This is a genomic window from Pseudomonas sp. NMS19W (genome assembly GCF_051554255.1).
Classification (GTDB): Bacteria; Pseudomonadota; Gammaproteobacteria; order Pseudomonadales; family Pseudomonadaceae; genus Aquipseudomonas; species Aquipseudomonas kribbensis.
This window is the reverse complement of record NZ_CP136718.1, coordinates 5,232,784-5,258,154: the sequence shown is the minus strand read 5'-3', so window position 1 is coordinate 5,258,154 and position 25,371 is coordinate 5,232,784. Positions and strand designations below refer to the sequence as shown.

Annotated in this window: 27 protein-coding genes and 2 pseudogenes; 11 read left to right on the top strand and 18 right to left on the bottom strand. The window is 61.1% G+C overall.

What is annotated here, in order from left to right:
• Positions 1-4 precede the first annotated feature (4 nt).
• From R1A29_RS24045 to R1A29_RS23995, 11 genes are all read right to left on the bottom strand, one after another.
• Positions 5-496, bottom strand: coding sequence for a DUF2878 domain-containing protein (locus R1A29_RS24045; RefSeq protein ID WP_438299768.1), 492 nt, complete (start codon positions 494-496; stop codon positions 5-7).
• Entirely contained in the window at positions 489-1,763 is a 1,275-nt protein-coding gene (locus R1A29_RS24040) for an SAM-dependent methyltransferase (RefSeq protein WP_265813256.1), read from the bottom strand. Before R1A29_RS24040 ends, R1A29_RS24045 begins: the two co-directional genes overlap by 8 nt.
• Positions 1,750-2,565 carry a DUF1365 domain-containing protein gene (locus tag R1A29_RS24035; RefSeq protein ID WP_438299767.1) on the bottom strand — a complete coding sequence of 272 codons (816 nt, stop codon included), beginning with the start codon at positions 2,563-2,565 and terminating at the stop codon, positions 1,750-1,752. The genes R1A29_RS24040 and R1A29_RS24035 overlap by 14 nt, the downstream gene beginning before the upstream one ends.
• Entirely contained in the window at positions 2,562-3,809 is a 1,248-nt protein-coding gene (locus R1A29_RS24030) for an NAD(P)/FAD-dependent oxidoreductase (protein WP_438299766.1), read from the bottom strand. The genes R1A29_RS24035 and R1A29_RS24030 overlap by 4 nt, the downstream gene beginning before the upstream one ends.
• Positions 3,806-4,588: an SDR family NAD(P)-dependent oxidoreductase gene (locus tag R1A29_RS24025; RefSeq protein ID WP_408987733.1), complete on the bottom strand. Its 783-nt coding sequence runs from the start codon at positions 4,586-4,588 to the stop codon at positions 3,806-3,808. Before R1A29_RS24025 ends, R1A29_RS24030 begins: the two co-directional genes overlap by 4 nt.
• Complete coding sequence (locus R1A29_RS24020) at positions 4,585-5,007, bottom strand: nuclear transport factor 2 family protein (RefSeq protein ID WP_085709303.1); 423 nt, start codon at positions 5,005-5,007, stop codon at positions 4,585-4,587. Before R1A29_RS24020 ends, R1A29_RS24025 begins: the two co-directional genes overlap by 4 nt.
• Entirely contained in the window at positions 5,000-6,445 is a 1,446-nt protein-coding gene (gene phrB, locus R1A29_RS24015; protein WP_438299765.1) for a deoxyribodipyrimidine photo-lyase, read from the bottom strand. Before phrB ends, R1A29_RS24020 begins: the two co-directional genes overlap by 8 nt.
• A 20-nt stretch (positions 6,446-6,465) precedes the next feature.
• Positions 6,466-7,407 (bottom strand): MerR family transcriptional regulator, encoded by a 942-nt coding sequence (locus R1A29_RS24010; RefSeq protein ID WP_438299764.1) that lies wholly within the window; start codon positions 7,405-7,407, stop codon positions 6,466-6,468.
• Complete coding sequence (locus R1A29_RS24005; protein ID WP_438299763.1) at positions 7,407-8,360, bottom strand: YbgA family protein; 954 nt, start codon at positions 8,358-8,360, stop codon at positions 7,407-7,409. The genes R1A29_RS24010 and R1A29_RS24005 overlap by 1 nt, the downstream gene beginning before the upstream one ends.
• A 111-nt stretch (positions 8,361-8,471) precedes the next feature.
• A complete protein-coding gene (locus R1A29_RS24000) occupies positions 8,472-8,687 on the bottom strand; it encodes a TIGR02450 family Trp-rich protein (RefSeq protein WP_438299762.1) in 216 nt (71 codons plus the stop codon).
• A complete protein-coding gene (locus tag R1A29_RS23995; RefSeq protein WP_248739366.1) occupies positions 8,684-9,670 on the bottom strand; it encodes an NAD(P)/FAD-dependent oxidoreductase in 987 nt (328 codons plus the stop codon). Before R1A29_RS23995 ends, R1A29_RS24000 begins: the two co-directional genes overlap by 4 nt.
• 197 nt (positions 9,671-9,867) lie before the next feature.
• Here R1A29_RS23995 and R1A29_RS23990 point away from each other — a divergent pair, with 197 nt between their 5' ends.
• Both R1A29_RS23990 and hemH read left to right on the top strand, forming a co-directional pair.
• Positions 9,868-10,770, top strand: a complete 903-nt coding sequence (locus R1A29_RS23990; protein ID WP_438299761.1) for a TIGR01777 family oxidoreductase — start codon at positions 9,868-9,870, stop codon at positions 10,768-10,770.
• Between the two features lie 13 nt (positions 10,771-10,783).
• Positions 10,784-11,804 (top strand): annotated as a pseudogene (hemH, locus tag R1A29_RS23985) (ferrochelatase).
• A 106-nt stretch (positions 11,805-11,910) separates the two neighbouring features.
• Here hemH and R1A29_RS23980 read toward each other — a convergent pair.
• Together R1A29_RS23980 and upp are read right to left on the bottom strand one after the other, a co-directional pair.
• Positions 11,911-13,185: a uracil-xanthine permease family protein gene (locus R1A29_RS23980; RefSeq protein ID WP_248739363.1), complete on the bottom strand. Its 1,275-nt coding sequence runs from the start codon at positions 13,183-13,185 to the stop codon at positions 11,911-11,913.
• Positions 13,186-13,187: 2 nt separating this feature from the next.
• Positions 13,188-13,826 (bottom strand): uracil phosphoribosyltransferase, encoded by a 639-nt coding sequence (gene upp / locus R1A29_RS23975; RefSeq protein WP_011335903.1) that lies wholly within the window; start codon positions 13,824-13,826, stop codon positions 13,188-13,190.
• Positions 13,827-13,989: 163 nt separating this feature from the next.
• On the opposite strand from upp, the gene R1A29_RS23970 reads away from it, so the two are divergent.
• The 3 genes from R1A29_RS23970 to R1A29_RS23960 all read left to right on the top strand — a co-directional run bounded on the left by R1A29_RS23970 (position 13,990) and on the right by R1A29_RS23960 (position 15,464).
• Complete coding sequence (locus R1A29_RS23970) at positions 13,990-14,547, top strand: hypoxanthine-guanine phosphoribosyltransferase (RefSeq protein ID WP_085709312.1); 558 nt, start codon at positions 13,990-13,992, stop codon at positions 14,545-14,547.
• A gap of 86 nt (positions 14,548-14,633) precedes the next feature.
• The gene (locus R1A29_RS23965; protein ID WP_085709313.1) at positions 14,634-15,113 is read left to right on the top strand and encodes a hypothetical protein; all 480 of its coding nucleotides are present in this window, start codon (positions 14,634-14,636) and stop codon (positions 15,111-15,113) included.
• A 63-nt stretch (positions 15,114-15,176) separates the two neighbouring features.
• The gene (locus tag R1A29_RS23960) at positions 15,177-15,464 is read left to right on the top strand and encodes a PA4642 family protein (RefSeq protein WP_438299760.1); all 288 of its coding nucleotides are present in this window, start codon (positions 15,177-15,179) and stop codon (positions 15,462-15,464) included.
• A 74-nt stretch (positions 15,465-15,538) separates the two neighbouring features.
• Here the strand turns inward: R1A29_RS23960 and mqo are convergent, their stop codons facing one another.
• Both mqo and R1A29_RS23950 read right to left on the bottom strand, forming a co-directional pair.
• Positions 15,539-17,047 (bottom strand): malate dehydrogenase (quinone), encoded by a 1,509-nt coding sequence (mqo, locus tag R1A29_RS23955; protein ID WP_114885473.1) that lies wholly within the window; start codon positions 17,045-17,047, stop codon positions 15,539-15,541.
• 699 nt (positions 17,048-17,746) lie between these two features.
• A complete protein-coding gene (locus R1A29_RS23950) occupies positions 17,747-17,980 on the bottom strand; it encodes a hypothetical protein (RefSeq protein ID WP_039766297.1) in 234 nt (77 codons plus the stop codon).
• A 191-nt stretch (positions 17,981-18,171) separates the two neighbouring features.
• Between R1A29_RS23950 and R1A29_RS23945 the strand changes: the two genes are divergently transcribed.
• On the top strand, positions 18,172-18,756 hold the full coding sequence (locus tag R1A29_RS23945) for a YajG family lipoprotein (protein ID WP_114885471.1): 585 nt from the start codon (positions 18,172-18,174) through the stop codon (positions 18,754-18,756).
• A 57-nt stretch (positions 18,757-18,813) separates the two neighbouring features.
• Here the strand turns inward: R1A29_RS23945 and R1A29_RS23940 are convergent, their stop codons facing one another.
• Positions 18,814-19,020 carry a hypothetical protein gene (locus R1A29_RS23940; protein WP_039766399.1) on the bottom strand — a complete coding sequence of 69 codons (207 nt, stop codon included), beginning with the start codon at positions 19,018-19,020 and terminating at the stop codon, positions 18,814-18,816.
• Between the two features lie 193 nt (positions 19,021-19,213).
• Between R1A29_RS23940 and R1A29_RS23935 the strand changes: the two genes are divergently transcribed.
• Positions 19,214-19,486, top strand: a complete 273-nt coding sequence (locus tag R1A29_RS23935) for a hypothetical protein (RefSeq protein ID WP_114885469.1) — start codon at positions 19,214-19,216, stop codon at positions 19,484-19,486.
• Positions 19,487-19,535: 49 nt separating this feature from the next.
• Here R1A29_RS23935 and R1A29_RS23930 read toward each other — a convergent pair whose 3' ends face one another.
• A complete protein-coding gene (locus R1A29_RS23930) occupies positions 19,536-20,702 on the bottom strand; it encodes a 1-acyl-sn-glycerol-3-phosphate acyltransferase (RefSeq protein ID WP_438299759.1) in 1,167 nt (388 codons plus the stop codon).
• A gap of 139 nt (positions 20,703-20,841) precedes the next feature.
• On the opposite strand from R1A29_RS23930, the gene R1A29_RS23925 reads away from it, so the two are divergent.
• Genes R1A29_RS23925 through R1A29_RS23915 form a run of 3 tightly spaced genes read left to right on the top strand, consistent with a single transcriptional unit; the run spans position 20,842 to position 21,954 of the window.
• The gene (locus R1A29_RS23925) at positions 20,842-21,024 is read left to right on the top strand and encodes a CPXCG motif-containing cysteine-rich protein (RefSeq protein ID WP_085709318.1); all 183 of its coding nucleotides are present in this window, start codon (positions 20,842-20,844) and stop codon (positions 21,022-21,024) included.
• 9 nt (positions 21,025-21,033) lie between these two features.
• The gene (locus R1A29_RS23920; RefSeq protein WP_085709319.1) at positions 21,034-21,294 is read left to right on the top strand and encodes a putative signal transducing protein; all 261 of its coding nucleotides are present in this window, start codon (positions 21,034-21,036) and stop codon (positions 21,292-21,294) included.
• Between the two features lie 36 nt (positions 21,295-21,330).
• Complete coding sequence (locus R1A29_RS23915) at positions 21,331-21,954, top strand: SOS response-associated peptidase (protein ID WP_432217698.1); 624 nt, start codon at positions 21,331-21,333, stop codon at positions 21,952-21,954.
• Between the two features lie 193 nt (positions 21,955-22,147).
• Here the strand turns inward: R1A29_RS23915 and R1A29_RS23910 are convergent.
• Positions 22,148-24,288 (bottom strand): annotated as a pseudogene (locus R1A29_RS23910) (methyl-accepting chemotaxis protein).
• Positions 24,289-24,550: 262 nt separating this feature from the next.
• Between R1A29_RS23910 and R1A29_RS23905 the strand changes: the two are divergent.
• A complete protein-coding gene (locus R1A29_RS23905) occupies positions 24,551-25,369 on the top strand; it encodes a M48 family metallopeptidase (RefSeq protein WP_096822780.1) in 819 nt (272 codons plus the stop codon).
• Positions 25,370-25,371 lie beyond the last annotated feature (2 nt).

The following is a 25,371-nucleotide window of genomic DNA, read 5'->3' as shown; positions in this document are numbered from 1 at the left end:
ACGATTACTGCACCAGGCGTCTCGACAAGACGTGCAACAACGGAAACAGCAACGCCCACAACAGGCCGATGCCGATCAAAGTCGGTAACTCGCCATAGGGAAACTGCACCCCGGCCAGTCGTCCACCGGCGCAATACGACAACGCGCCACCGACGGCCCCGAGCACACTCGCCAGCCACCATGGCCGGGCGCTCCATTGCAGGCAATGGCGCAATGTCGTGGCCAACAGTGCCCACAACAACATCAGCCACAGCGGAATCAGCGGCGACAGATCCTTGAATTCAAAGACCCCGAGACCGCGCAGGCCGCTGTCCACGGCGGTGCCCAGAATCACCACGCCGAGAATCAGTCGGCCCTCCGCCGCCCAGTTGCTGATCCAGCGCAGATGAATTACCAATACCGCCAGCGCCACCAGCAACCACAGGCTGTTGCCGCCGAGCACGCAGGCCAGCCAGCCGATCTGGAACAGAACAGCGTTGGCGATCCGCTCAAGCATCGAAACGTCCGAGCAGTGGCGCCGGCATCGCCGCCGGTTTGGCCAACAGCAATTGCGCGGTGCCGATGGTGCGTTCCAGGAATCCACCCTCGCAGTAACACAGGTAAAACTCCCAGAGCCGCAGGAAATAATCGTCGTAGCCCAATTCGCTCAGGCGGCCGTGGGCGTGGCGAAAATTCTCGTGCCACAGGCGCAGGGTCCGGGCGTAGTGCAGGCCGAAGTCTTCCATGTGCAGCAGGTTCATGTCGGTGTCGCGGCTGACAATTTCGAGCATCTTCTGCACACAGGGCAGGGCGCCGCCGGGGAAGATATAACGCTGGATGAAATCCACGCCGCGTTTCGCCTGCTCGTAGCGCTGGTCCCGGATGGTGATCGCTTGCAGCAGCATCAGGCCGTTGCTCTTGAGCAGGTGCGCGCATTGCTTGAAGTAGGTCGGCAGGAAGCGATGGCCGACCGCCTCGATCATCTCGATCGACACCAGTTTGTCGTACTGGCCGGTGAGGTCGCGGTAGTCCTTGAGCAGCAGCGTCACCCGGTCCTGCAGGCCGAGGCTTTCGATGCGCCGGGCGGTGAACGCGTATTGCTCTTTGGACAGGGTGGTCGTGGTGACTTTGCAGCCATAGTGCTGCGCGGCATACAGCGCCATGCTGCCCCACCCGGTGCCGATTTCCAGAAGGTGGTCGTCGGGCTCTAGTGCAAGTTTCTGGCAGATCCGCTCCAGTTTGTTCAGTTGTGCCTGTTCCAGGCTGTCGTCGGGGCTGAGGAACTGCGCCGCCGAATACATCATGGTCGGGTCGAGAAACTGCTCGAACAGATCGTTGCCGAGGTCGTAGTGGGCGGCGATGTTTTTCTGCGAGCCCTTGCGCGTGTTGCGGTTGAGCCAGTGCAGACCGCGCACCAGCGGCCGGCCGATTTTCGCCAGTCCACCCTCCATGCCGTCGAGCACTTCGAGGTTGCTGACGAAGACGCGGACCACGGCGGTCAGGTCCGGTGAGCTCCAATAGCCGTGAATGAACGCTTCCCCGGCGCCAATCGAGCCGTTGCCCGCGACCATGCCCCAGGCCGCTGCATCGAGGACATGAATCTCGCCCAACAACGCACTGCCCGGTGTGCCGAAGACCTGGCGTTCGCCGTCCTCGATCACCACCAGTTGCCCGTGCTTGAGCTGTGCGAGCTGACGCAGGACACCGCGACGCAGCAGCGAACCGGTGATGCCGTGGGTACTGAACGGGATGGCGGCTCTGGCCGAAACGCTAGAGGATTTCATGGCGGTGCTCCTCGGGAGACGCAGTGGCGGTTCGAAAGCTGTCGTCAGCCGTCCGATGGGGAAACAGCGGGGTACGCTTGAGCAGCAAGCGCAGGGCCTGCCAATAGATGGCGAGGGCGGTTTTCGCGGTCATCCACGGAAAGCGCCACAGATGCCGGTGCAGGTTGCGTCGATCAAGAGGTTCGCGTTTCAGGTTGAGCGTGGCGTCGAACAGCTTGCGTTCGCCCTGCCAGTCGGCCATGTGCACACCCAGGGTTTGCGCGGCGGGGCTGAAGCTCATGCGGTATTCCAGATCCGGCGGCAGGAACGGTGACACGTGAAACGCCTTGGCAACGGCGAAGTGCTGGTGGAAGTCGCGCACGCTGGTCGGCGCTCGCGCCGGCAGCACATAGTGATAGCGCTCGCGCCATGGCGTGTTGCTGACCTCGCAGAGAATCGCCGCCAGTTGCCCGTCGGCCTCGTGGCAATAAAAGAAACACACCGGGTTGAACGCCAGGCCCCAGCTTCGCGGCTGGGTCAGCAGGCAGATCGAACCTTGTGGCTCATGACCGAGGGCCGCACCGACCTGCAGGCGCACCGCATCGATCAGTCGCACACCGCGACCGGTGAACGTCTTGAGGTAGTCGGTCTCGCGAAACGAGAACGGTGCAAAGCGGCTCGCACCGGACAGTGGCGACAGGTTCAGCACGGCGTCCTGTTCGGCCAGGTCGAGATACAGCAGCCCGATCCGGTAACGGAACTCATGCCGACGCGGGGCGAATCGCCGGTGGGCGATCCAGCCGCTGTAGAGCGCGCTGTTCACAGGCTTTCTCCGAACGCGGCGGCCACGCGTAAAGCGCTGACCACGCCGTCTTCATGAAAACCGTTGGCCCAGTAGGCGCCGCAATAATGGGTGTGCTGCGCTCCGTCGAGTTCGGCCCAGCGCTGTTGTGCCGCCACCGCTGCGAGGCTGAATTGGGGATGGGCGTAGGTGAAACGGGCAAGCACTTTGGACGGGCTGATCCCGGCGCTCTGGTTGAGGCTGACGCAGAACGTGGTGTCGCTCTGGATGCCCTGCAGGATATTCATGTCGTAAGTGACGGCTGCCTGGGTATGGCCGGCTCCACCGAGGCGATAATTCCAGCTGGCCCAGGCCCGCTTGCGGGTCGGCAGCAGACGGGTGTCGGTGTGCAGCACCACTTCGTTGTCGGCATAGGGCAGCGCACCGAGAATCTCCCGTTCGGCACGGCTCGGATTGGCGAGCAGACGCAATGCCTGATCGCTGTGGCAGGCCAGCACGACTTTGTCGAAGTGTTCAATGCCGACGGGGCTGTGGATAACCACGCCGTGTTCGTTGCGTTCGATCCGGTTTACCGGACAGTTCACGCGGATCCGCTCTTTGAATGACGCGGTCAGCGGTGCGAGGTAGGCACTGGAGCCACCCTCGATCACTCGCCATTGCGGGCGATTGCTGACCGACAACAAACCGTGGTTCTCGAAGAACCGCACAAACAACTGCAGCGGAAAATTCAGCATCTCGGCCATCGGCATCGACCAGATCGCCGCGCCCATCGGCACGATGTAATGCAGGATGAAACGCTCGCCGTAGCCGCCGGCCTTGAGGTAGTCGTCCAGTGTGGTGTCGCTGGCGATCCGCTGTTCGGCGAGGTCGCGCCGCGCTTCCTTGTTGAAGCGCAGGATGTCGCGCAGCATGCCCCAGAACCCCGGCGACAACAGATTGCTGCGCTGAGCGAACAGGCTGTCGAGGTTATTGCCGTTGTATTCCAGGCCGGTATCGGGGTCGGTCACCGAAAAACTCATTTCGGTGGCTTTGCTGCTCACACCCAATTGGCCGAGCAGGCGGATGAAGTTCGGGTAGGTCCAGTCGTTGAACACGATGAACCCGGTGTCCACGGCATATTCGCGACCATCCACCGTGACTTGTACGGTGTGGGTATGGCCGCCGACCCAATCGCCGGCCTCGAACACCGTGACGTCATGTCGGCGACCGAGCAGGTAGGCACAGGTCAGGCCTGCGATCCCGCTGCCGACGATGGCGATGTTCACGTCATATCCCGCAGCGGTGGGCTGCTGCGCACCATGCGCTTGCCGATGGCCAGTTGCACCCGTGCAGGCAATTTCGACAGTGGCCACAGGGCCGCCATGAACAAGGCCGGAAAGGCGATTTCCAGCGGGCGATCCTTGAGCCGGGCGAAGATGTGGCGTGCGGCTTTATCCACAGGCCAGCTCAATGGCATCGGGAAATCGTTTTTCGCCGTCAACGGCGTATCGACAAAACCCGGGCTGATGATGGTGACTTCAATGCCTTCGTCCGCCAGATCGATGCGCAGCGATTCGAACAGATAACGCAGCCCGGCCTTCGACGCACCGTAGGCTTCGGCTCTCGGCAGTGGCACGTAGGTGACGGAACTGGCCATGCCCACCAGATGCGGCGCGGTGCCTTTGCGCAGCAGGGGCAGGGCGGCTTCGATGCAATAGCTGCTGGCAAGCAGATTGGTGCGTACGACGTGTTCGACGATCGAGGCGTCGAACTGGTGGGCATCGACGTACTCGCAGGTGCCGGCGTTGAGGATCACGCTGTCCAGCGATCCCCAGTCCAGCGCGATCTGTTCACCGATTTCCCGCACGGTCTGGCTGTTGGTCAAATCCCCCGGCACCACCAGCACCTGTCCCGGGTAGCGCTGCGACAACACTTTGAGCGGTGCAATCTGACGGGAACTGACCGCCAGGTGCGCGCCGGTTTTCAGAATCTCTTCAGCCAGTGCCGCACCGATGCCACTGCTGGCGCCGGTCAGCCAATAACGGCGTGGAGTTGTACGACTCATCCCAATCTCCTTTTCAGCCAGGCGATCACCCGGCCCAATATCGGTAAATGTTCGTAAAGCAGCGCCCCGGCATCGAAGTAATCCCGGTGGCGATAAACCTTGTCGCGCCAGAGCAGGTGCGAACAGCCCGTGACGCGAATCAACCGCCCGCCAGCCAGACGCGGGTGGCGGTAGCTCATGACCCAGCGCAGGTAACCTTCGCAGTCGCCGATCTGGTCGAAACCGTGAAAGTCGAACCGCAGTTCACTGACGTTGGCGTACAGCTCGCTGAAGTAGTCGCGCAATTGCGTCAGCCCCTGCACCTCGTGCAGTGGGTCGGTGAAATGAATGTCCTCGCTGTAGAGCGCGTCCAGGCTGTGCAGGTTGTCCTTGTTCAACTGCGCAAACTGGCGGGCGAAACGGCGCAGGAATTCACTCATGGCCTTCTCCGATAGACGCACGGGAGGGCAGGTTCTTGAACGCGGTCAGTGCCCGCTCCCGCGAAGTGCTCAGGTTGACGATCGGCGGCGGATAGTCCGCCACGCCGAACAGCCCGCCAGCGTTTGCAGGGTTGTGCACTTCTTTCTTGTTCAGCCCGGCCAGCTCAGGCAGCCAGTGCTTGATGAACAGGCCTTCGCTGTCGAATTTTTCCGACTGGCTGACCGGGTTGAAAATCCGGAAATACGGCGCCGCATCGGTGCCGGTCGACGCGCTCCACTGCCAGCCGCCGTTGTTCGCGGCCAGATCGCCGTCGATCAGGTGGCGCATGAAAAAACGCTCGCCTTCGCGCCAGTCGATCAGCAGGTTCTTGGTCAGGAACATTGCTACGACCATGCGCAGGCGATTGTGCATCCAGCCGGTTTCGAGCAATTGGCGCATGGCCGCGTCGATGATCGGCAGGCCCGTGCGTGCCTCCTGCCAGGCCGCCAGCTCCTGGGGCGCATCGCGCCAGGCCAGGGCTTCGGTTTCCGGGCGGAACGCGCGATGGCGGGACACCCGTGGGTAGCCGACCAGAATGTGTTTGTAGAACTCGCGCCACAACAGTTCGTTGATCCAGGTAACCGCGCCGACCTTGCCGCTTTCGAACTCACCCTGGTTGCTTTGCAGCGCGGCATGCAGGCACTGGCGCGGCGAGATCACCCCGGCCGCGAGATAGGCCGAGAGCTGGCTGGTGCCGGGTTTGGCCGGGAAGTCGCGCTCGCTTTTGTAATAGTCGATCTGCACGTCGGCGAAAGTGTCGAGGCGCCGTTGGGCCTCGGTTTCGCCGGCGGGCCACAGGTTGCGCAACGCTTGGCCAGGTGTCGGGAAACCCTCGATGGAATCGGGTATCGGATCGCTGGCAATGTTCAGCGGGGCCTGTGCGGACGGCGCCTTTATCAAGGACGGCATCGAACGATGCAGACGCTCATAGCAGACCTTGCGGAACTGACTGAACACCTGAAAGTAGGTGCCGGTCCTGGTCAGTACGCTGCCGGGCTTGAACAACAACTGATCGAGATAGCTGTGAAAGGCGACGCCTTCGGCCTGCAATGCCCGGGCAACGGCCGCATCGCGGCGGCTTTCGTGGACGCCGTATTCCTCATTGACGTGAACGGCTCCGACCTTTAACTGCCGACAGAGCTCAAGCAACACCGCCGGGGCCTTATCCCAGTGCGGGGCGCTGCGGATCAGCAGCGGGATGTTCAGTTCGCCGAGACTCTTGCTCAATTCCCGCAGGTTGCGCAGCCAGAAATCGACCTTGCACGGGGCGTCGTCATGTTCCTGCCATTGTTCGGGGCTCAACAGGTACACGGCCACGGTCGGGCCACGCTCGGCGGCGGCCGTCAGGGCGGTGTTGTCATGTTGGCGCAGGTCGCTGCGCAGCCAGATCAATTGCATGGTGTTCTCTGCACGAATCATTAAATCAACCCACGCTGAAGGAGTGCCCGATGTGCCGACAAGGGATCTTCGGCCAGGTACAGATCAGCGATCTCGGAAGTTCTTACGGACAACTCGGCGTGGTGGATGCACACCGTTGGTCCGGCAATCATTTTTGGGCAACCGACGCCATTCAATAGTTTCGGCAACTGCGCAAGGTTCATGGCTTTGCTGGAATACAGCAGGACACCGCGGGCTTGCAGGTGATCGACTGCCAGTGCCAGCTCCCCGGCCGGCAACGGCCAGTCGAACACCTGCACCGGGCAGTCGGCGCTGCTGATCAGCCAGGCGCAAAGCCACAGGTGTGGCTCCAGCAGTAAATCCGACTGATTGACCAGCAGCAGCGGTGCTGTGCGTAACTGACGGTTGTTATGGTAGATGCGCGCGCCGAATTTGCTACGCAGCCAGGCGTGAAAGAACACCCGTTCCATCTGCGCGCCGAACTGGCCTTGCCAGCGCTGTTCGAGTTCCGCCAGCAACGGCATCAGCAATTGCTCACACAGGGTTCGCGGCGGATAGAGCGCCATCGCCTGGTTGACGCTGTCGTCGAGGCTGCGCTCGTTCAATTGCGTGACCGCCAGCAGCGCGGCCTGGTGCAAGGGCTGCCATTCGTTTTCCAGCGGCTCGTTGACGGTTTGTGGTGTGTCGAGCAGCGGTTTGACCTGACTGACCGCCACACCACGGTTGAGCCAGGTGAGGATGTTCTGGATGCGCTGTACATGTTCGGCCGAATACAGCCGATGCCCCTTGGGCGTGCGTTGCGGCACGATCAGCCCGTAGCGACGTTCCCAGGCACGCAGGGTGATCGCATTTACGCCGGTCTGGCGTGCCACCTCGCGAATCGGCAGCCAGCCTTCGTCGAGGGCTTTCTTGAAGTCGGCGCCGAGGTCTTCGCGGGCGCTGGTGTCGGGTGAGTCGTTCATCAAATGGCGTTTCGCAGGCTGAGGTTTTCCGGGTGCGGTTGCAGGTAAACCTGTTGCGCGATGTAAGGATCGGGGTGTTGGCGAAAGTGATGCTTGAGCAATGTCAGCGGCACCACCAACGGCACGATGCCGTGGCGGTACTGGCCGATGACGTGCTGCATTTCCTGTTTGTCTTCGGCGCTGATGGCCCGTTTCAGGTAACCGCTGATGTGCTGCAACACGTTGCTGTGGGTGCGACGTGTGGCGCAGGTGGTCAGCGCCGCCATCAACTGGCTGAAATAGCGCGGGCCGAGTTCCACTGGATCGGTTTGGCCCATATTGCCGAGCAGATTGCCCAGCGCCTTGTATTGCACCGGGTTGTGGGCCATCAGCAGGTATTTGTAACGGGAGTGGAAATCGGTGAGGGCGCGGCGGCTCAGGCCTTGTTCGAGCACCTGTTGCCAGTCGCTGTAGGCGAATACCCGGGTGATGAAGTTTTCCCGCAGGACCGGATCGTTCAGGCGCCCGGCTTCTTCGACCGGCAGGTCCGGGTGTCGGGCGCAGAAGGCCTGAGCATAGATCCCGCGTCCGCTGCCGATCGGTGCGCCGTTGGCGTGATAGACCTTGACCCGTTCCAGTCCACAGGATGGCGATTGCTGCATGAAGATGTAGCCGCAGATGCCGTCGAGCTCGGTGGCCATTTTCTCGCCATAGGCGGAGAGCGCATCGGTGACGTCGGTTTCGCGGTGAACCGTCCCGAGGGCCTGGGGATGGTCCGGGTCGCCCACCAGTCGGATCGGCTCGCGGGGAATGCCCAGGCCAATCGCGACTTCCGGGCACACCGGGACAAATTCGAAATATTCAATGAGAGTGTGGGTGCACAGCCGTGATGCCTTGTGTCCGCCGTTGTAGCGCACTTCGGCTCCCATCAGGCAGGCGCTGATGGCGATCTTGGGTGGGGACGGTTCGGACATGACGGCACCTCGAATCTGAATTTGTACAGAATATTTATTCTGTACAACATTCCTTCAGCATAGATTCAAAGGTGTACAAGTCAAATTATTTGTACAAGATTTTGGCGAGAACTATAGCCAACCCATTTTCCACTGCGCATCGTCCTGCAATGCATGCCAGTCCAGTTGCGCGGTACGCCTGGTCAGCACGGCCTGCATTTCGATCTCCAGCACAGTGCCGTTCTCGTCGCGGAGCAGGTCGGTCACCAGAAAGTGCTTTTCACGGTTTTGCGGCAGGGCTGCTGTCCATTTCGACAGCAGCAGTTTTTGCGGATTGATGCGGTTCACTGCAAGTGTTCGTGCAGGCGGCGTGCAGCTTCCTGGCCACTGAGCCACGCGCCTTCGACCCGGCCCGACAGGCACCAGTCGCCGCACGCATACAGCCCCAGATCGGCGTCCGCCAGCGTGCCCCACTCATGGCTGGTGGCCGGGCGGGCGTAGAGCCAGCGGTGGGCGAGGCTGAAAGTCGGTGCGGGCATGGCGCTGTGCAGCAACTCGGCAAAGGCGCCGTGCAACTGCTCGATCACGGCTTCCTTGGATAGGTCGATGTGCTGCCGGCTCCAGGCGCTGGTGGCGTGCAGGACCCAGGTGTCGAGGGTGTTGTCGCGTCCGGGTTTACTGCGGTTGCGAGCCAGCCAGTCGAGAGGACTGTCCTGTACGAAGCAGCCTTCGATGGGCGTGTCCAGCGGCGTGTCGAAGGCGAGGGCGACGGCCCAGGTCGGGTCCATCTTCACCCCGGCAGCGGCCCCGGCCAGTTTCGGCGCAGCGGCCAGCAATGCCGTGGCCTGAGGCGCCGGGGTGGCGATCACCACATGGCTGAACGGCCCGTGAGTGAAGCCCTCGGCGTCTTGCAGGTGCCAGTGCTCTTCACCGCGATAGACCTCGGTGATCCGGCAGGCGAAATGCACTTCCAGGCCATCGAGCAAGCCTCGGGTGATGGCGCTCATGCGCGGGGAGCCGACCCAGCGGGTCTGTTCGTCCGGCGACAGGTTCAGTTGTCCGCCGTGATAGGTGTAGAGCTGCGGCGCCCACTCGGCGACCCAGCCGTTGCTTTGCCAGCGCTGAACCTCGGTGACGAAGCGCCGGTCGCGGGCCGTGAAATATTGCGCGCCCATGTCCAGCGAGCCGGCATCACTGCGCTTGCTCGACATGCGCCCGCCGCTGCCGCGGCTTTTATCGAACAACTGAACGGTGTGCCCGGCCTCGGTGAGGGCCTGGGCGGCGGAGAGTCCGGCGATGCCGGTGCCAATGATTGCGATAGGTACAGTCATAGGGGCCTCGTTTACCTTTCTGTACAGACTACGCCGTGGATGAAACCTGTACAATTTTGTTTTTTGGTATAATTTCCAGCGTTTTCGTTCTGACAGCTTGGCCTATTGTTAAACAATAGAGCCTGTCCGATAGAAAAGATCCCTGCTTATAAAAATAGACTAGTGATCGAAGTAAAACGCCACGCGAGGTAGACGTCATGCACATATTGCTGACCGGCGGTACTGGATTGATCGGACGTCAGCTCTGCCGGCACTGGTCGGGTCAGGGACATCGTTTGACCGTGTGGAGTCGTCGTCCGGAAAAAGTTGCGAAAATCTGTGGCGCCCAAGTGCGTGGTATCGCGCGTCTGGAAGACCTTGGCGACGAAGCCGTGGACGTGATCGTCAACCTTGCCGGCGCGCCGATTGCCGACCGGCCGTGGACCCATCGGCGCAAGGCGTTGCTGTGGAGCAGCCGGATCACGCTCACGGAGACGTTGCTGGCGTGGCTGGAACATCGCGGGCAGAAACCTTCACTGCTGATCTCGGGCTCGGCCGTGGGCTGGTACGGAGACGGAGGCGAGCGTGAATTGACCGAAGAGTCGCCACCGGTGGTCGACGATTTCGCCAGCCAGTTGTGTATTGCCTGGGAGGAAACCGCGCAGCGCGCCGAAGCGATGGACATCCGCGTAGTGCTGGTGCGGACCGGGCTGGTGCTGTCGGCCGAGGGCGGTTTTTTGTCGCGCCTGTTGCTGCCGTTCAAACTCGGGCTGGGCGGGCCTTTGGGCAATGGTCGGCAGTGGATGCCTTGGATTCATATCGACGATCAAATCGCCCTGATTGATTTTCTTCTGCACCGCGATCAGGCGAGTGGTCCTTATAATGCGTGCGCGCCGAAGCCGGTGCGCAATCGCGAATTTGCCAAAACGCTGGGCCGCGTGCTGCACCGCCCGGCGTTCATGCCGATGCCGGCCCTGGCCCTGAAGGTCGGGCTCGGCGAGATGTCATTGCTGTTGCTGGGTGGTCAACGGGCCACGCCGGCACGCTTGCTGGAAGCCGGATTCAGTTTCCGGTTCACGGATTTACGTGCGGCCCTGGACGATCTGTCCAGCCGCCTCTGAAATAGGACGTTGCATGACCGATCACGCCTTGCTTCTGGTCAACCTGGGTTCGCCGGCCTCCACTTCGGTGGCCGACGTGCGCAGCTACCTCAATCAATTTCTGATGGACCCGTACGTGATTGACCTGCCGTGGCCGGTGCGGCGTCTGCTGGTGTCGCTGATCCTGATCAAGCGTCCCGAGCAGTCGGCCCATGCCTATGCGTCGATCTGGTGGGAGGAGGGCTCGCCACTGGTGGTGCTCAGTCGTCGCCTGCAGCAGCAGATGACGTCACAGTGGACCCACGGCCCGGTGGAACTGGCCATGCGTTACGGGCAGCCGTCGATCGAATCGGCGCTGCTCAAACTGGTGGCAGCAGGGCATAAGCGAATTACGCTTGCACCGCTTTATCCACAGTTCGCCGACAGCACGACCACCACGGTGATCGAAGAAGCCAAGCGGGTGGTGCGCGAGAAGAAACTCGACGTACAACTGTCGGTGTTGCAGCCGTTCTACGATCAGCCGGAATACCTCGACGCCCTGGTGGCGAGTGCCCGGCCGCACTTGCTGCAGGATTACGATCACCTGTTGCTGAGCTTCCACGGTTTGCCGGAGCGGCATCTGACCAAACTCAATCCGGGCCATCGCTTCGATGGTCACGGTGACTGCTGCGCCGGTGCGCCGCCGGAAGTGGTTGCGACCTGTTATCGCGGCCAGTGCCTGCGCACGGCAGCCGAGTTCGCCAAGCGCATGGGCATCCCGGATGGCAAATGGTCGGTGTCGTTTCAGTCGCGACTGGGCAAGGCAAAATGGATCGAGCCGTACACCGAAGCGCGGCTGGATGAGTTGGCCAAGAGCGGCGTGAAGAAGATTCTGGTGATGTGCCCGGCGTTTGTCGCCGATTGCATCGAGACCCTGGAAGAGATCGGCGATCGCGGCAAGGAACAGTTCCGCGAGGCGGGAGGAGGAGTTGGTGCTGGTGCCGTGCCTGAACGATGACCCGCAATGGGCCAAGGCATTGGCGGCTTTGTGTGAGCGGGCGCCGTTGGCCCTCTGAAAGTCAAAAGCTTCGCGGGCAAGCCCGCTCCCACAGGAGATCAAATGTGGGAGCGGGCTTGCCCGCGAAGGCTATCTGACGGACAAAACTGATCTGACTGCTGGAATCAGAGCAGTGGCTCATCCGCCTTCTTGTGTTTCCAGCTGTCGTTGCCCGGCAGGATCAGGTTCAGCGCAATCGCCACCACCGCGCACAGCGCGATGCCTTTGAGGCCGAAGTCGTCGGGACCTGTGCCGGTGCCGACCAGCACACCGCCGATCCCGAATACCAGGGTCACCGAAACGATCACCAGATTGCGTGCTTCGCCCAAATCGATCTTGTGGCGGATCAGGGTGTTCATCCCCACCGCTGCGATCGAACCGAACAACAGGCACAGAATCCCGCCCATCACCGGTACCGGAATGCTTTGCAGCAGGGCGCCGAACTTGCCGATGAACGCCAGGGCGATGGCGAAGATCGCCGCCCAGGTCATGATTTTCGGGTTGTAGTTCTTGGTCAGCATCACCGCGCCAGTGACTTCGGCGTAAGTGGTGTTGGGCGGACCGCCGAACAGACCGGCCGCTGTGGTTGCGATACCGTCACCCAGCAGGGTGCGATGCAGGCCTGGCTTCTTCAGGTAGTCGCGACCGGTCACGCTGCCGACCGCAATCACGCCGCCGATGTGTTCGATGGCCGGGGCCAGCGCCACCGGGACGATGAACAGGATCGCCTGCCAGTTGAACTCCGGCGCGGTGAAATGAGGCAGTGCAAACCACGGGGCCGCCGCAATCTTCGCGGTGTCGACGACACCGAAATAGAACGACATGGCGAAACCTACCAGCACGCCGGAGATGATCGGCACCAGGCGGAAGATGCCTTTGCCGAACACCGCCACGATCAACGTGGTCAGCAGCGCCGGCATCGAGATCATCATCGCGGTCTGATAGTGGATCAGCTCCGAGCCGTCACCGGCCTTGCCCATCGCCATGTTGGCGGCAATCGGCGCCATGGCCAGGCCAATGGAGATGATCACCGGACCGATCACCACCGGTGGCAGCAGACGGTCGATGAACCCGGTGCCTTTGATCTTCACGGCCAGGCCGAGGAAGGTGTAGACGAAACCGGCCGCCATCACGCCACCCATGGTCGCGGCGAGGCCGAACTGGCCCTTGGCGAGAATGATCGGGGTGATGAAAGCAAAGCTCGACGCGAGGAACACCGGCACCTGACGCCCGGTGACTATCTGGAACAGAATCGTGCCCAGACCTGCGGTGAACAATGCCACGTTCGGGTCAAGGCCCGTGATCAGCGGCATCAGCACCAGGGCGCCGAAAGCCACGAACAGCATCTGCGCGCCGGACAGCACCGTGCGCCAGAGCGGATCGTTGAACTCATCCTGCATGGTCAAGCGTCCTTCTGCTTGGTGCCGAAGATCTTGTCACCGGCATCGCCAAGCCCAGGAATGATGTAACCGTGCTCGTTGAGTTTCTGATCGATGGACGCGGTGTAGATGATCACGTCCGGGTGAGCCTGCTCGACGGCGGCAATGCCTTCCGGCGCGGCAACCAGCACCATCGCGCGGATGTCCTTGCAGCCGGCCTTCTTCAGCAGGTCGATGGTCGCGACCATGGAGCTGCCGGTGGCGAGCATCGGGTCGATGATCATCGCCAGGCGTTCGTCGATTTCCGGAACCAGTTTTTCCAGATAGGTGTGGGCCTGCAGGGTTTCTTCGTTACGGGCAACGCCGACGGCGCTGACCTTGGCGCCCGGGATCAGGCTCAGCACGCCTTCGAGCATGCCGATGCCGGCACGCAGGATCGGCACGACGGTAATCTTCTTGCCGGCGATTTTCTCCACCGACACCGTACCGCACCAACCTTCGATATCGTAGGTTTCCAGCGGCAGGTCTTTGGTAGCTTCATAGGTCAACAGGGCACCGACTTCCTGAGCGAGCTCGCGGAAATTCTTGGTGCTGATGTCTGCACGGCGCATAAGGCCAAGTTTGTGACGGATCAGCGGATGGCGGATCTCTTGGATGGACATGGGGAAAGGCTCCGGCGGCGGGCAAAAAAACCGGCCTAGATTAATCTATCCGAGGGTGATGTCCTATAGGACATACAGTACGTTAGTCCACAAATGCTTGATTCGGCCGTGCGGGATGCGTACCTTTGCCCGCTTTTCCGAAACAGACCCCCTTGAGAGCGCCATGTCCGCTGATCTCGAGCATATCCGTCAAATCATGCGAGAGGCTGACTGCCTGTACACCGAAGCTGAAGTCGAGGCTGCCATTGCCCGCGTCGGTGCACAAATCAACGAACAACTGGCCGAGAGCAACCCGGTGGTGTTCTGTGTGATGAACGGCGGGCTGATTTTCTCCGGCAAACTGCTGACCCATCTGCAGTTCCCGCTGGAAGCGTCCTACCTGCACGCCACCCGCTATCGCAACGAAACCAGCGGCGGTGACCTGTTCTGGAAAGCCAAGCCGGAAGTCTCGTTCATCGACCGTGACGTGCTGATCATCGACGACATCCTCGACGAAGGTCACACTCTGGGCGCGATCATCGACTTCTGCAAACACGCCGGTGCCCGTGCCGTGCACACCGCAGTACTGATCGACAAGGATCACGACCGCAAGGCTCGTCCTGACCTGAAAGCCGATTTCGTCGGCCTGCCGTGCGTTGACCGTTACATCTTCGGTTACGGCATGGACTACAAAGGTTACTGGCGCAACGCCAACGGGATCTTCGCCGTAAAAGGCATGTAAGAACCCCTGAAAGATCGCAGCCTCGGCTGCGATCTTTTGCTTTTAAAGGCTGCTAAAGTGCTCGGCCCCGCCCTCCGGAGCCTGTCATGAGCCTCTTGATCCGCAGCTGCGCCGCCCTGTTACTGACCCTCAGCCTGCCCCTGGCCGCCGCGCCGATGCACAGTCAGTTCCTGCCGCCCGACGATCTGACCCTGCGCGATGCCGAACCCGAACAGCAGCAACTGTTGCAGGTCACCGACTATTCGGTGGTGGTCGGCGCCCAGCGTCAGTCCAACCAGCAGCCGATTCCGGTCACTTCGCCATTGATGATCCGCCTCAAGGGCAAGTCCTTGAACAAGGGCGCGACGATCAATCAGGTGCTGGTCAGTTTTGACGGCGAAAGCAAAAGCCTGAAAAAACCGGTGTACGACGACCAGCGCAAGACCCTGACCCTGTTCTATCCGCTGGCCCAATACCGGGTGATCATCGATCTGCTGCGCAATGACACCGTGTATGTGCAATTCCTCAGCTACGCCAACGGCCACATCTGGGCCGATCTGCACACCGGTAGCACGCGTGCGCGTTGAGCCCTGTGCCCGGGCGGGGGTAAACTGCCCGCCCCGTGAAATGTCTGCGAGCTGGAGTCGGCAATGCGTAAAGATAAGAAGCAAGTGATTGGTGACGAGATCGGCGATGAGCAGATCAAGCTGTTCCTCGATTTTGAGCCGGTCGACGCCACTTCTCCGTCGCTGCACAAACTGGTCAAGGCTTACCGTGGCCTGCGCATCGACGATTTCGAGCGTTTTCTGACGTTCTTCGTTGCAGCCGGTTATGACGTGGACGGCAAGGACGAGCATGGCCAGACCTTCATCGACCAGATCCGCGATCAACGCAACGCACCGGAATACATCGAGCTGATCGAGAAAGCGCGCGGCTGATAGCCGAAGTTTTCCACAGGCATAAAAAAACGCCCCGCACTCATCGAGTGCGGGGCGTTTTTCATGGAGCCGAATCAGGCGTAGCTTTCGGTCTCGTTGCTGGCTTCAACCAGTTCCAGCGCGACGTTGTTGTGCGCGTTGATCTTGCGATACAGCGCAGCGTCGGTTTCCAGGACTTTTTCACGGGCCGGGAAGATTTCCGCCAGTTTGGCAGCCCACTCACCCTTGGCCTTGGCCGGGAAGCATTTCTCGATCAGTTCCAGCATGATCGAAACGGTCACCGAAGCGCCTGGCGAAGCGCCGAGCAGGGCGGCGAGGGAGCCGTCCTTCGCCGCTACCAGTTCGGTACCGAACTGCAGGATGCCGCCCTTTTTCGGGTCTTTCTTGATGATCTGCACCCGTTGGCCGGCCACTTCCAGGCGCCAGTCTTCGGCTTTCGCCTCCGGGTAGAAACGGCGCAGGGATTCCAGACGCTGTTCCATCGACTGCATCACTTCGCTGACCAGGTATTTGGTCAGGTCCATGTTGTTCTTGGCCACGGCCAGCATCGGGCCGATGTTGCCGGCGCGAACCGACAGCGGCAGGTCCATGAAGGAGCCGTGCTTGAGGAACTTGGTGGTGAAACCGGCGTATGGCCCGAACAGCAGGGACTTCTTGCCATCGACCACGCGGGTGTCCAGGTGCGGCACGGACATCGGTGGCGAACCCACCGCCGCCTGGCTGTAGACCTTGGCCTGGTGATGCTTGACCACTTCCGGGTTGTCGCAACGCAGCCACTGGCCGCTGATCGGGAAGCCGCCGAAGCCTTTGCTCTCTTCGATGCCCGAGGCTTGCAGCAGCGGCAGGGCCGCGCCACCGGCGCCGAGGAACACGAATTTGGCGTCTACTTCACGGCTGCTGCCGCTGTTGACGTCCTTGATGCTGACGGTCCAGCCGTTGGCGTTACGCTTGAGGCCGGTCACGCGCTTGCAGTATTTGACCTGGGCATCCGGGGCGCTGGTCAGGTGCTTGAGCAACTGATTGGTCAGCGCGCCGAAGTTGACGTCGGTACCGTTCATCACGCGGGTGGCGGCGAGCACCTGGTCTTTCGGACGGCCCGGCATCATCAATGGCATCCACTCGGCCATCTTCGCCTTGTCTTCGGTGTATTCCATGTCGGCGAAGGCGTGATGCTTGTGCAGCGTGTTGAAGCGTTCCTTGAGGAACGAAACGCCTTTTTCACCCTCGACGTAGCTCAGGTGCGGGACCGGGCTGATGAAGGACTTGCACGAGCCGAAGGTGCCTTTTTTGGTCAGGTACGACCAGAACTGCTTCGACACCTCGAACTGGGTGTTGATGTGTACGGCTTTCTTGATGTCGACGGTGCCGTCGGCATTCTGCGGCGTGTAGTTCAGCTCGCAGAGGCCGGCGTGGCCGGTACCGGCGTTGTTCCACGGGTTGGAACTTTCCGCGGCACCGGAATCCATCAGTTCGACGACTTCCAGCTTGATCGCCGGGTCGAGTTCCTTGAGCAGCACTGCAAGGGTGGCACTCATGATGCCGGCCCCAACCAGAACTACGTCGACTGCTTCGTTATGCGCCATTTAACGCGTCTCCAAAATCTGCAGCACCAAATTGTCGGCATGGCTGCCAGGTGTCCGGGGCAGGTCAGTTACGCCCCAGGTACCCATGGCCAGGTTTGCCATGTCCGAATCTTCGCAATTTTTCGCAACTTCGACGGATGCGTGCGGCCTGGCTTCAAGAGTCACATGAACTCATTTCAGCAAGTGGCTGGCAATTCGACTTATGGTCGAGACATCCGTTTGTGCAACCAAATCCGTAGCGGACAGGCTTCAGGCTCCGGTATTCGAGGCGTACCCGTTCCTGTGTCGTTGGGCTGTTTCAGACGCTAATGGTGCATGTTCAGACGCAAAACTATTCATTTGCTCGCCACACTCTTGTGAAGTTGTGAAAACCCGTTTTTTTCACGCTCTTTTGAAGACGTGAACCTCAAAAAGGGCTGTCCCGGCTGGCACCGTGCCCGGAGGGGCAAACAACTCAGTGACCGAGCGTCATGACAGCTCTGCAGATTCGCGAAAAGCGGGGATTTGCCAGGGAAACAGCAAGCACGCCAGCTTCACTCGATCTGTGTGGGCGGCTCTCTGTGGGCGATTTGGATGCCAATGCAAGCGCATTGACGCTGTTGCGGGGCCCGATCAGGAGACGTCCTTATAATCGGGGGAGATTGTATCGAAGAAATGCGGGGAGTTGGTCGAGTTTAATGACTTTTATTAGGCATCCGGTCAGATGCTCAGCATCGCCTGGGCGCGTGCGCGAGGGCGCTGCTGTTCGACCCGGGCGCTGGCCGGCAGCGGCTGGTGCAACCAGTTGAGACGGATTTCCTCGATTTCGACCCAGCCGTCACCCATTGGCTGCAGGCTGCATTGCTTGAAAGCCTGGCAATGGCCGTTGCGGTCGAGCAGGGCGAAGCTGCGGTGCAGCGGGCGTGGAGCGAACAACGAGATCAGATAACGCATGGTGTGTGTTCCTTCTGGAGATCTGTGACGAAGATTGTCAAAAGACCGTGAAGCGAACATGTATGGAGGGTGAACAATCTGTGACAGGAACCGCGCGCAGCGGGGTTTGTCTGAGATTTCAGTGCTGGTGACCCGCAGTGGCCCACCGCTATACTGCGGGCCTGTCTGTGCCTGATTCTGGAGAGAAGAGCATGTTGCAACGCCTGTTGTTCGGTTTGATCACTGTGACCAGTTTGACCCTGGTTGGCTGCGCCCACAGCCCGCAACAACTGAGCCCGGAACCGAAGCTGACCACTCAGCTGGCACCGGTCGGCCACGGCCAGCCTGTCGTGGTTCGCGTAGTGGACGGTCGTCCGTCGCCAACCCTGGGCACCCGCGGTGGCCTGTACCCGGAAACCAGCGCCATCACCGTACAGCGCGAGCAGATCGTGCCGAAGTTGCAGGCCCAGGCCGAAGCGGCCGTGCGTCTGCTGGGCTTCACCCCGTCCAACGGTGCGATGAATGCTCCACAACTGACCGTGACCCTGACTGAACTGAAATACCAGTCGCCGAAAGAAGGCATGTACGTGACCGAAGCCACCATCGGCGCGACCTTCCGCTCCGACGTGCAGAGCGGCAACCGTCGCTACAGCGGCCGTTACGGTGCCTCGCTGGATCAGCGCTTCGGCATGGCGCCGAACCAGGAAACCAACACCAAACTGGTCAGCGACGTACTGAGCGATGCGCTGACCCGTGTGTTCAAGGATCCGTCCATCGGCCAGATCCTCGCTGAATAAAGCGTTCGGTTGATGTAAAAAAGCCCGAGGCCAGTGATGGCTCCGGGCTTTTTTCATTCAGGCGGCTTGCGAGTAGAAGTCGAGAACGCTGACACCGGTCAGCAGGTCGGTTTCGGGCAAATCCGCATGCTGATGCCCGCCGAGGGCGCAATACACCAGCCAGTGACGGTCCTGAACATTGAAGGCCAGGCTGCCGACGAGGGTCTGTTGTTCGTCGGACGGGGAGATGAGGTACAGGCGATCCTGGTTTTCAGCGTGAAGCATGTCGCATTCCGTTTACGTTTCGAGGCGCGCAGGGTGGCCGAAACAAATGACGATGCCGTGACACAGGACAGCCATCGGTCGATTGATGGGTAATTTGTCGCAAAGGGTAGGGCAGTGGGGGAGGGTTTCGGTAGAATCCGCGCCGCGGTCGTCGGTCTGGCGTTCGCCATTCCGGTTTAGATTGAGGTCTGTGATGCACTTGATGACGCTGTTTACCGCCCATCCCGCCAAACTGATCAACCTGTTGGCCCTGCTGTTGGCCTTCCCGGGCAGTTGGCTGCTGCACGCGACCCGTCGGCGTGAGCAACGGGCAATGGCCAGTATCGCGGCCCAGCGCCAGAGCCAGCCGGATCAGGAACCGGTGCTGGACTGGGCGACCCTGCGCATGAACCGGTTTTTCTATCGATTCGGTTTCGCCTGTCTGGGACTGGCGTTGCTGATTTCCTGGATCAGTACCCGCTACTGAACGAAAAACGGCGCCCGAAGGCGCCGTTCTTGTATCCGCTCGAAACCGCTTACAGCGGCAAGCCAGCCTTGACCCGGTATTGATTGCGCACCGGCGTCGCATATTGCAGCACCAGATACGGACGATGCTCCTCAGGGCAGGCGTCCAGACGGTTTTGCCATTCTTCCTGGGCCTTGGCCAGTTCTTCGGCACCGAACAGGTCGGCAGCCTTCGGCACGTTCAGTTGCGGATCGGCATCCGCCCACTGCGCGTACGCCAGGTAATGCACCGGGAACAACCGGTAGCCGCCGAGAATCTGCTTGTCCATCTCGACCGCCAGTTGCTTGGTGTCTTCGAACAGCTCGGTGATCGGCGCGGCGAAGTTCACGTGCACCCGGCCCTTGTAGCCGGTGATGCCCTTGGCGATGCTCACGTCATCCTCGCCCGGCGCCTTGCTGTAGGTGCCGGTGGTGGCGCGGATGTACAGTTCGCGGGCCTTGGCCTGGTCGCACGGGTCGTATTCGTAGCTGATCGATACCGGGGTCAGGTTCAGCGACTGGATGACCTCGCCGAACGGCTCGTCCTTGCGGCTCATGTGGAACATCTTGAGGATCGCCGACTCGGTACGGTCGTCGCCGTCCTTGGCCCGGCCTTCGGCCTGGGCGATCCAGATCGAGGCGCAATCGTTGCGGATCGAGTGGTTGATGTAGGCCGACAGCAACTGGTACGCGGCCATTTTCTCCCGGCGCCCGGTGATCGAGCGGTGAACGATGAAGCTCTTGTTCAGGCGCATCAGGTCGCTGACGAAAGGCTTTTGCAGCAGGTTGTCGCCAATCGCGATGCGCGGCGTCGGCAGGCCGGCGTGGTACACCGCGTAGTTGACGAAGGCCGGGTCCATCACGATGTCGCGGTGGTTGGCGATGAACAGATAGGCGCTGCCGGACTTGAATTGCTCGACACCGGTGTAGGTCACGCCGTCGGTGGCGCGCTCGATGGTGTGGTCGACGTAGAACTCGACCTTGTCCTGCAACGTCGCCACGGAGGTCACGTCGGCGAACTCACGACGCAGCCGATGGGCTATAAGTGGTTTGAGCATCCAGCCGAAGGCACCGGCGAAACGCGGGAAGCGGAAGTGGGTGAGGATATCTAGAAACGCCTTGTCGCCGAGCAGTCTTGCCAGTACCGCAGGTACTTCGCTGTCGTCGTAAGGTCGGATGGCATCGAATTCGCCCATCATGCTCTCTTGTTGGAAACGGCTAGGGTAAGTAAAGGTTTTGATCGAAAACCAACGGGGCACGGTCTGAAAAAGTAGCCAGACAAAATTAGCCCTGCAAATAGACCGGCGATTATACGCACAAGTCACCCGGGAGACCGCGATGCTGGAAAGCGCACTGTATGAATGTCCGTACTGTGGGGAGGAAGTCGAGACGACAGTGGATCTGTCGGCGGGTGATCAGACTTATATCGAAGACTGTCAGGTGTGTTGCCGGCCGATCACCTTTGTGTTGCAGGTCGATGGCCAGGACTGGTTTCTGGAAGTGTTCAGCGAAAACGAGTGAGGTGCGCCCATGCAGCGAATCTACGAACCGGAAAACCTGATGGAAGGCGAAATGCTCAAGGGCATGCTCGCCAGTGAAGGCATCGAGGCGCATCTGGTGGGGCGCGATCTGCTCGGCGGCACCGGCGAGCTGCCGATCTTCGGTCTGCTGGGACTGTCGGTCGAGAACGATCAGGCCGAATACGCCCGCGAACTGATCAGCGCGTACAATGCCGCGCTGCCGCTGCCCGGCGATGAACCGGAGAGCTTTCCCGGTACGCTGGTCTGTTAGGCTGGCGTTCGTTTTATTTTTGAGTCGTGCTGCCCCATGTGTGGACGTTATGCCCTGTTTCGCTGGAACCGCGACTTCGCGGCGCTGCCAGGTTTTCCCGCCGATCAGCAAGCGCAGTGGAACATTTCCCCCAACGATTCGGTGTTGATGCTGCGCGCCGAGCCTGACGGCCAGCGCACCCTGGCCCGCGCCCGCTGGGGCCTGACGCCGCCGTGGCTGACCGACCTGTCGCGCACCCCGGCCCACGCCCGGGCCGAAACCGTGGCCGAACAACCGATGTTCCGCGAGGCCCTGCGCCTGCGTCGCTGCCTGCTGCCGGCCAACGGTTTCTACGAATGGCGCGGCAATGTGCGCAAACAGCCGTACTGGCTGACGCCGGGAGAAGGGGCTTCGTTGTTCTTTGCGGCGATCTGGGAGGCATATCCGGTGCAGGAGCAGGTCTGGCTCAGTACCGCAGTGATTACCCAGCCGGCGGCCAGTCAGCGCCGGCCGTTGATTCTCGACGAGGCGGGGCAGGCGCTGTGGCTCGACCCCGAGACGCCGCTGCATGTCCTGCAAGGCCTGCTCGCCAGCGAACCCGCGGCCTTGCGCGAGCGGGTGCTGGCGAACCTGGTCAATGATCCGAAACTCAATGGGCCGGAGTGTTTGACCCCGGCCTAAAGCATCCAGATCAAAAGCCTCCCCTCTCCCGGAGGGAGAGGGGACTGACCGAGAGATATTGCAGAAATACACCGACTTGAAGGTTCTTTGCTGAATCCATAATCGACACTATTTATCAGGTCGATGTATGACGGAAGTCAGCTCGGTTGGCTCCCTCTCCCTCCGGGAGAGGGCTGGGGTGAGGGGATGGCTCTTAAACCTTGAACTGATTGATCAACCGCCGCTGCTGCTCCGCCAGCTTGGTCAAATCGGCACTCGCCGAGCTCGACTCGTCCGCCCCACCGGCCACTTCGTTTGCCACCTGACCGATGTTGATCACGTTGCGGTTGATGTCGTCGGCCACTGCGCTCTGTTCCTCGGCGGCGCTGGCGATCTGGGTGTTCATGTCGTTGATCACCGAAACCGCCTGAGTGATGGTCTCCAGCGCTTCGGCCGCCTTGGCCGCGTGTTGCACGCTTTCGTCGGTGCGGTTCTGGCTGTCTTCCATGACCCGCACCACATCGCGGGTGCCCTGTTGCAGTTGCTGGATCATGCTCTGGATTTCTTCGGTGGCCTTCTGGGTCTTCTGCGCCAGGTTGCGCACTTCATCGGCCACCACGGCAAATCCGCGACCCTGCTCGCCGGCACGGGCCGCTTCGATGGCGGCGTTGAGGGCCAGCAGGTTGGTCTGTTCGGCGATCCCGCGAATGGCAATCAGGATGGCAGTGATATTTTCGCTGTCCTTGGCCAGGGTCTGCACCACGTCCACCGCTTTGCCGATTTCCACGGCCAGCACACCGATCGAATTCGAGGTGTCGCGCACGATCTGCATGCCCTGGCTGGCGGCCTGGTCGGCATGGCTGGCGGCTTGTGCGGCCTGAGTCGCGTTGCGCGCCACGTCTTGGGCCGTAGCGGTCATTTCCTGCACCGCGGTGGCGACCTGATCGATCTCGGCCATCTGCTTCTGAATGCCGATATTGGTACGGATCGCGATGTCCGCCGTGTGCTCCGAGGAGTCGCTGACACTCTGCACCGACGACACCACCTGCGTGATCATCGCCTGCAGCTTGGCGAGGAAGGTATTGAAGCCTTTGGCGATTGAACCGAGTTCGTCTTTGCGGTCACTGCTCAAGCGACGGGTCAGGTCGCCTTCGCCCTGGGCGATGTCATCGAGCATGGTGACCATTTGCTTGAGCGGGCGGGCGATGCCGTGGCCCACCAGCCAGATCACCAGCAGGCCGAGGCCGGCAATGATCAGGCCGACCATGGCCATGCCGAAGGTGTCGGATTTGCGCTGGGCGTCGAGGTCGCCTTGCAGCTTTTGCAGATCGGCCATCACCGCATTCAGTGGCAGTTGCAGCATCAGGGTCCAGCGTGCGTCGGTCTGGCCGATGCCGAATGGCAGGTACAACTCGATCCGGCCCGCCTCTTTATTGACGGAATAGGTCACTTCGCCGCGCTTGAGATTGGCCATGTTGGCAATCTGCTGGGCGTCGAGGATGTCGCTGACCTTCTCGCCGAATTTGCTCGGGTCCTTGGTGTAGGCGACGATCCGGCCGTTGCCGCCGATCAGGGCCATTTGCCCGGCGCCGCTGTACAGCTTCTGGTTCGCCCCGAGGAGCATTTCCTGATGAAGTTCACCGACAGATCGGCGCCGACGATGCCCTGGAAGGCGCCGTTGAGCATGATCGGTTCAATGAAGGAGGCGAGCATGACGATCTTGTCGCCAACCTTGTAGGGCGCCGGATCGATCACGCAGGATTTTTTGGTTTCCTTCGAGCACAGGTAGTACTCGCTGGCGCGCACGCCGGTGGACAGGACTTTCTGGTCATCGACGTCCACCAGTTTGTCCAGGCCCAGCGTGCCGTCGTCGTTGCGGAACCACCACGGCAGGAAGCGTCCGTTGGCGGCGTCGATGCCGACCACGCTGGTGCCGACGTAGGCCGCGTCATTGTGGTCCAGTGCGTTCTTTTCCCAGCCGATGTAGGTGCCGAGAATCTTCGGGTTCTTTTCGACGTTTTCCTTGATCAGGCTGATCAGTTGCTCGCGGCTGACGGTCAGTCGTGGCTGGCCATCGGCGCCGGGCGTGCCGAGCAGGGCGTTGACCCGCACCAGCCCGCCGGCAATCAGCAGCGGCGCTTCGAGCTCGCGCTGGATCTGGCTGACCTGGGTCTGCGCCAGCGAGGTCAGGCGTTGTTCGATGACTTGTTCGAACTGGTCCTGGGTCCGCTGTTGGACCATCTCTTGGGTGCGGGCGCCGGAAAACAGCGCATACAGCACCAGCGCAGCCACCACGCTGAGAACGATGGCGCCGGCCAGGGCCGCCACGGAAAACTGGATCGACTTGAATTTCATGGAAGCTCCGCACGCAAGAGGACGTCTGCGCTGCTGTATCGGCAGCCACTATTGCGCCATGAGGCGAAGTGCGCGCAATTGAAGGCGGATGTCGCAAATGGAGCAGTGCGCGACGCAGATGCGCAGGGCTTGTCGGCGGATATGAATTTTTTCCTACAGGGCCGGGGGCGCCTTCTGAAACTGGGTGCAACACGTCTGTTGTATCTGGCGTCGATACAATTACCCGCCTAGGATACGCGGCATGTTTTCAGGGAGCTTTTGAATGAACAAGACATTGGTTGTAAGTGCACTGAGCGCAGCGCTGTTGCTGGCCGGTTGTCAGTCGGTCAACACCACCAGCGGCGGTGCCGTGGGCGTGGAACGCAAGCAGTACATGTTCAGCATGCTGTCCTCGCAAGAGGTCGACCAGATGTATGCCCAGTCCTATCAGAAGACCGTTGGCGAGGCGTCCAGCAAAGGCGTGCTGGACAAGACCAGCAACGAAGCCAAACGGGTTCAGGCGATTGCCAACCGCTTGATTGCCCAGGCGCCGAACTTCCGTCCGGATGCCGCGCAATGGCAGTGGGAAGTGAACCTGATCAAGAGTGACGAGCTCAACGCCAACTGCGGCCCTGGCGGCAAGATCATTTTCTACACCGGGCTGATCGACAGCCTGAAACTGACCGACGATGAAATCGCCGCAGTGATGGGCCATGAAATCGCCCACGCCCTTCGAGAGCACGGTCGTGAAGCGATGTCCAAGGCCTATGGCATCGAAATGGCCAAGCAGGGCGCTGGCGCGTTGCTCGGTCTGGGTCAGGACAGCCTGGCGCTGGCCGATACCGTGGCCAACTACGGGATGACGCTGCCCAACAGCCGCGCCAACGAGAACGAAGCCGACCTGATCGGCCTGGAGCTGGCGGCTCGCGCCGGTTACAACCCGAACGCCGCGATCACCCTGTGGAACAAGATGAGCAAGGCGTCTGAAGGTGCACCGCCGGAGTTCATGAGCACTCACCCGGCATCGTCCAGCCGGATTGCCTCGTTGCAGGCGGCGATTCCGAAGGTCATGCCGCTCTACGAAAAAGCGCCAAAGTCCTGAAG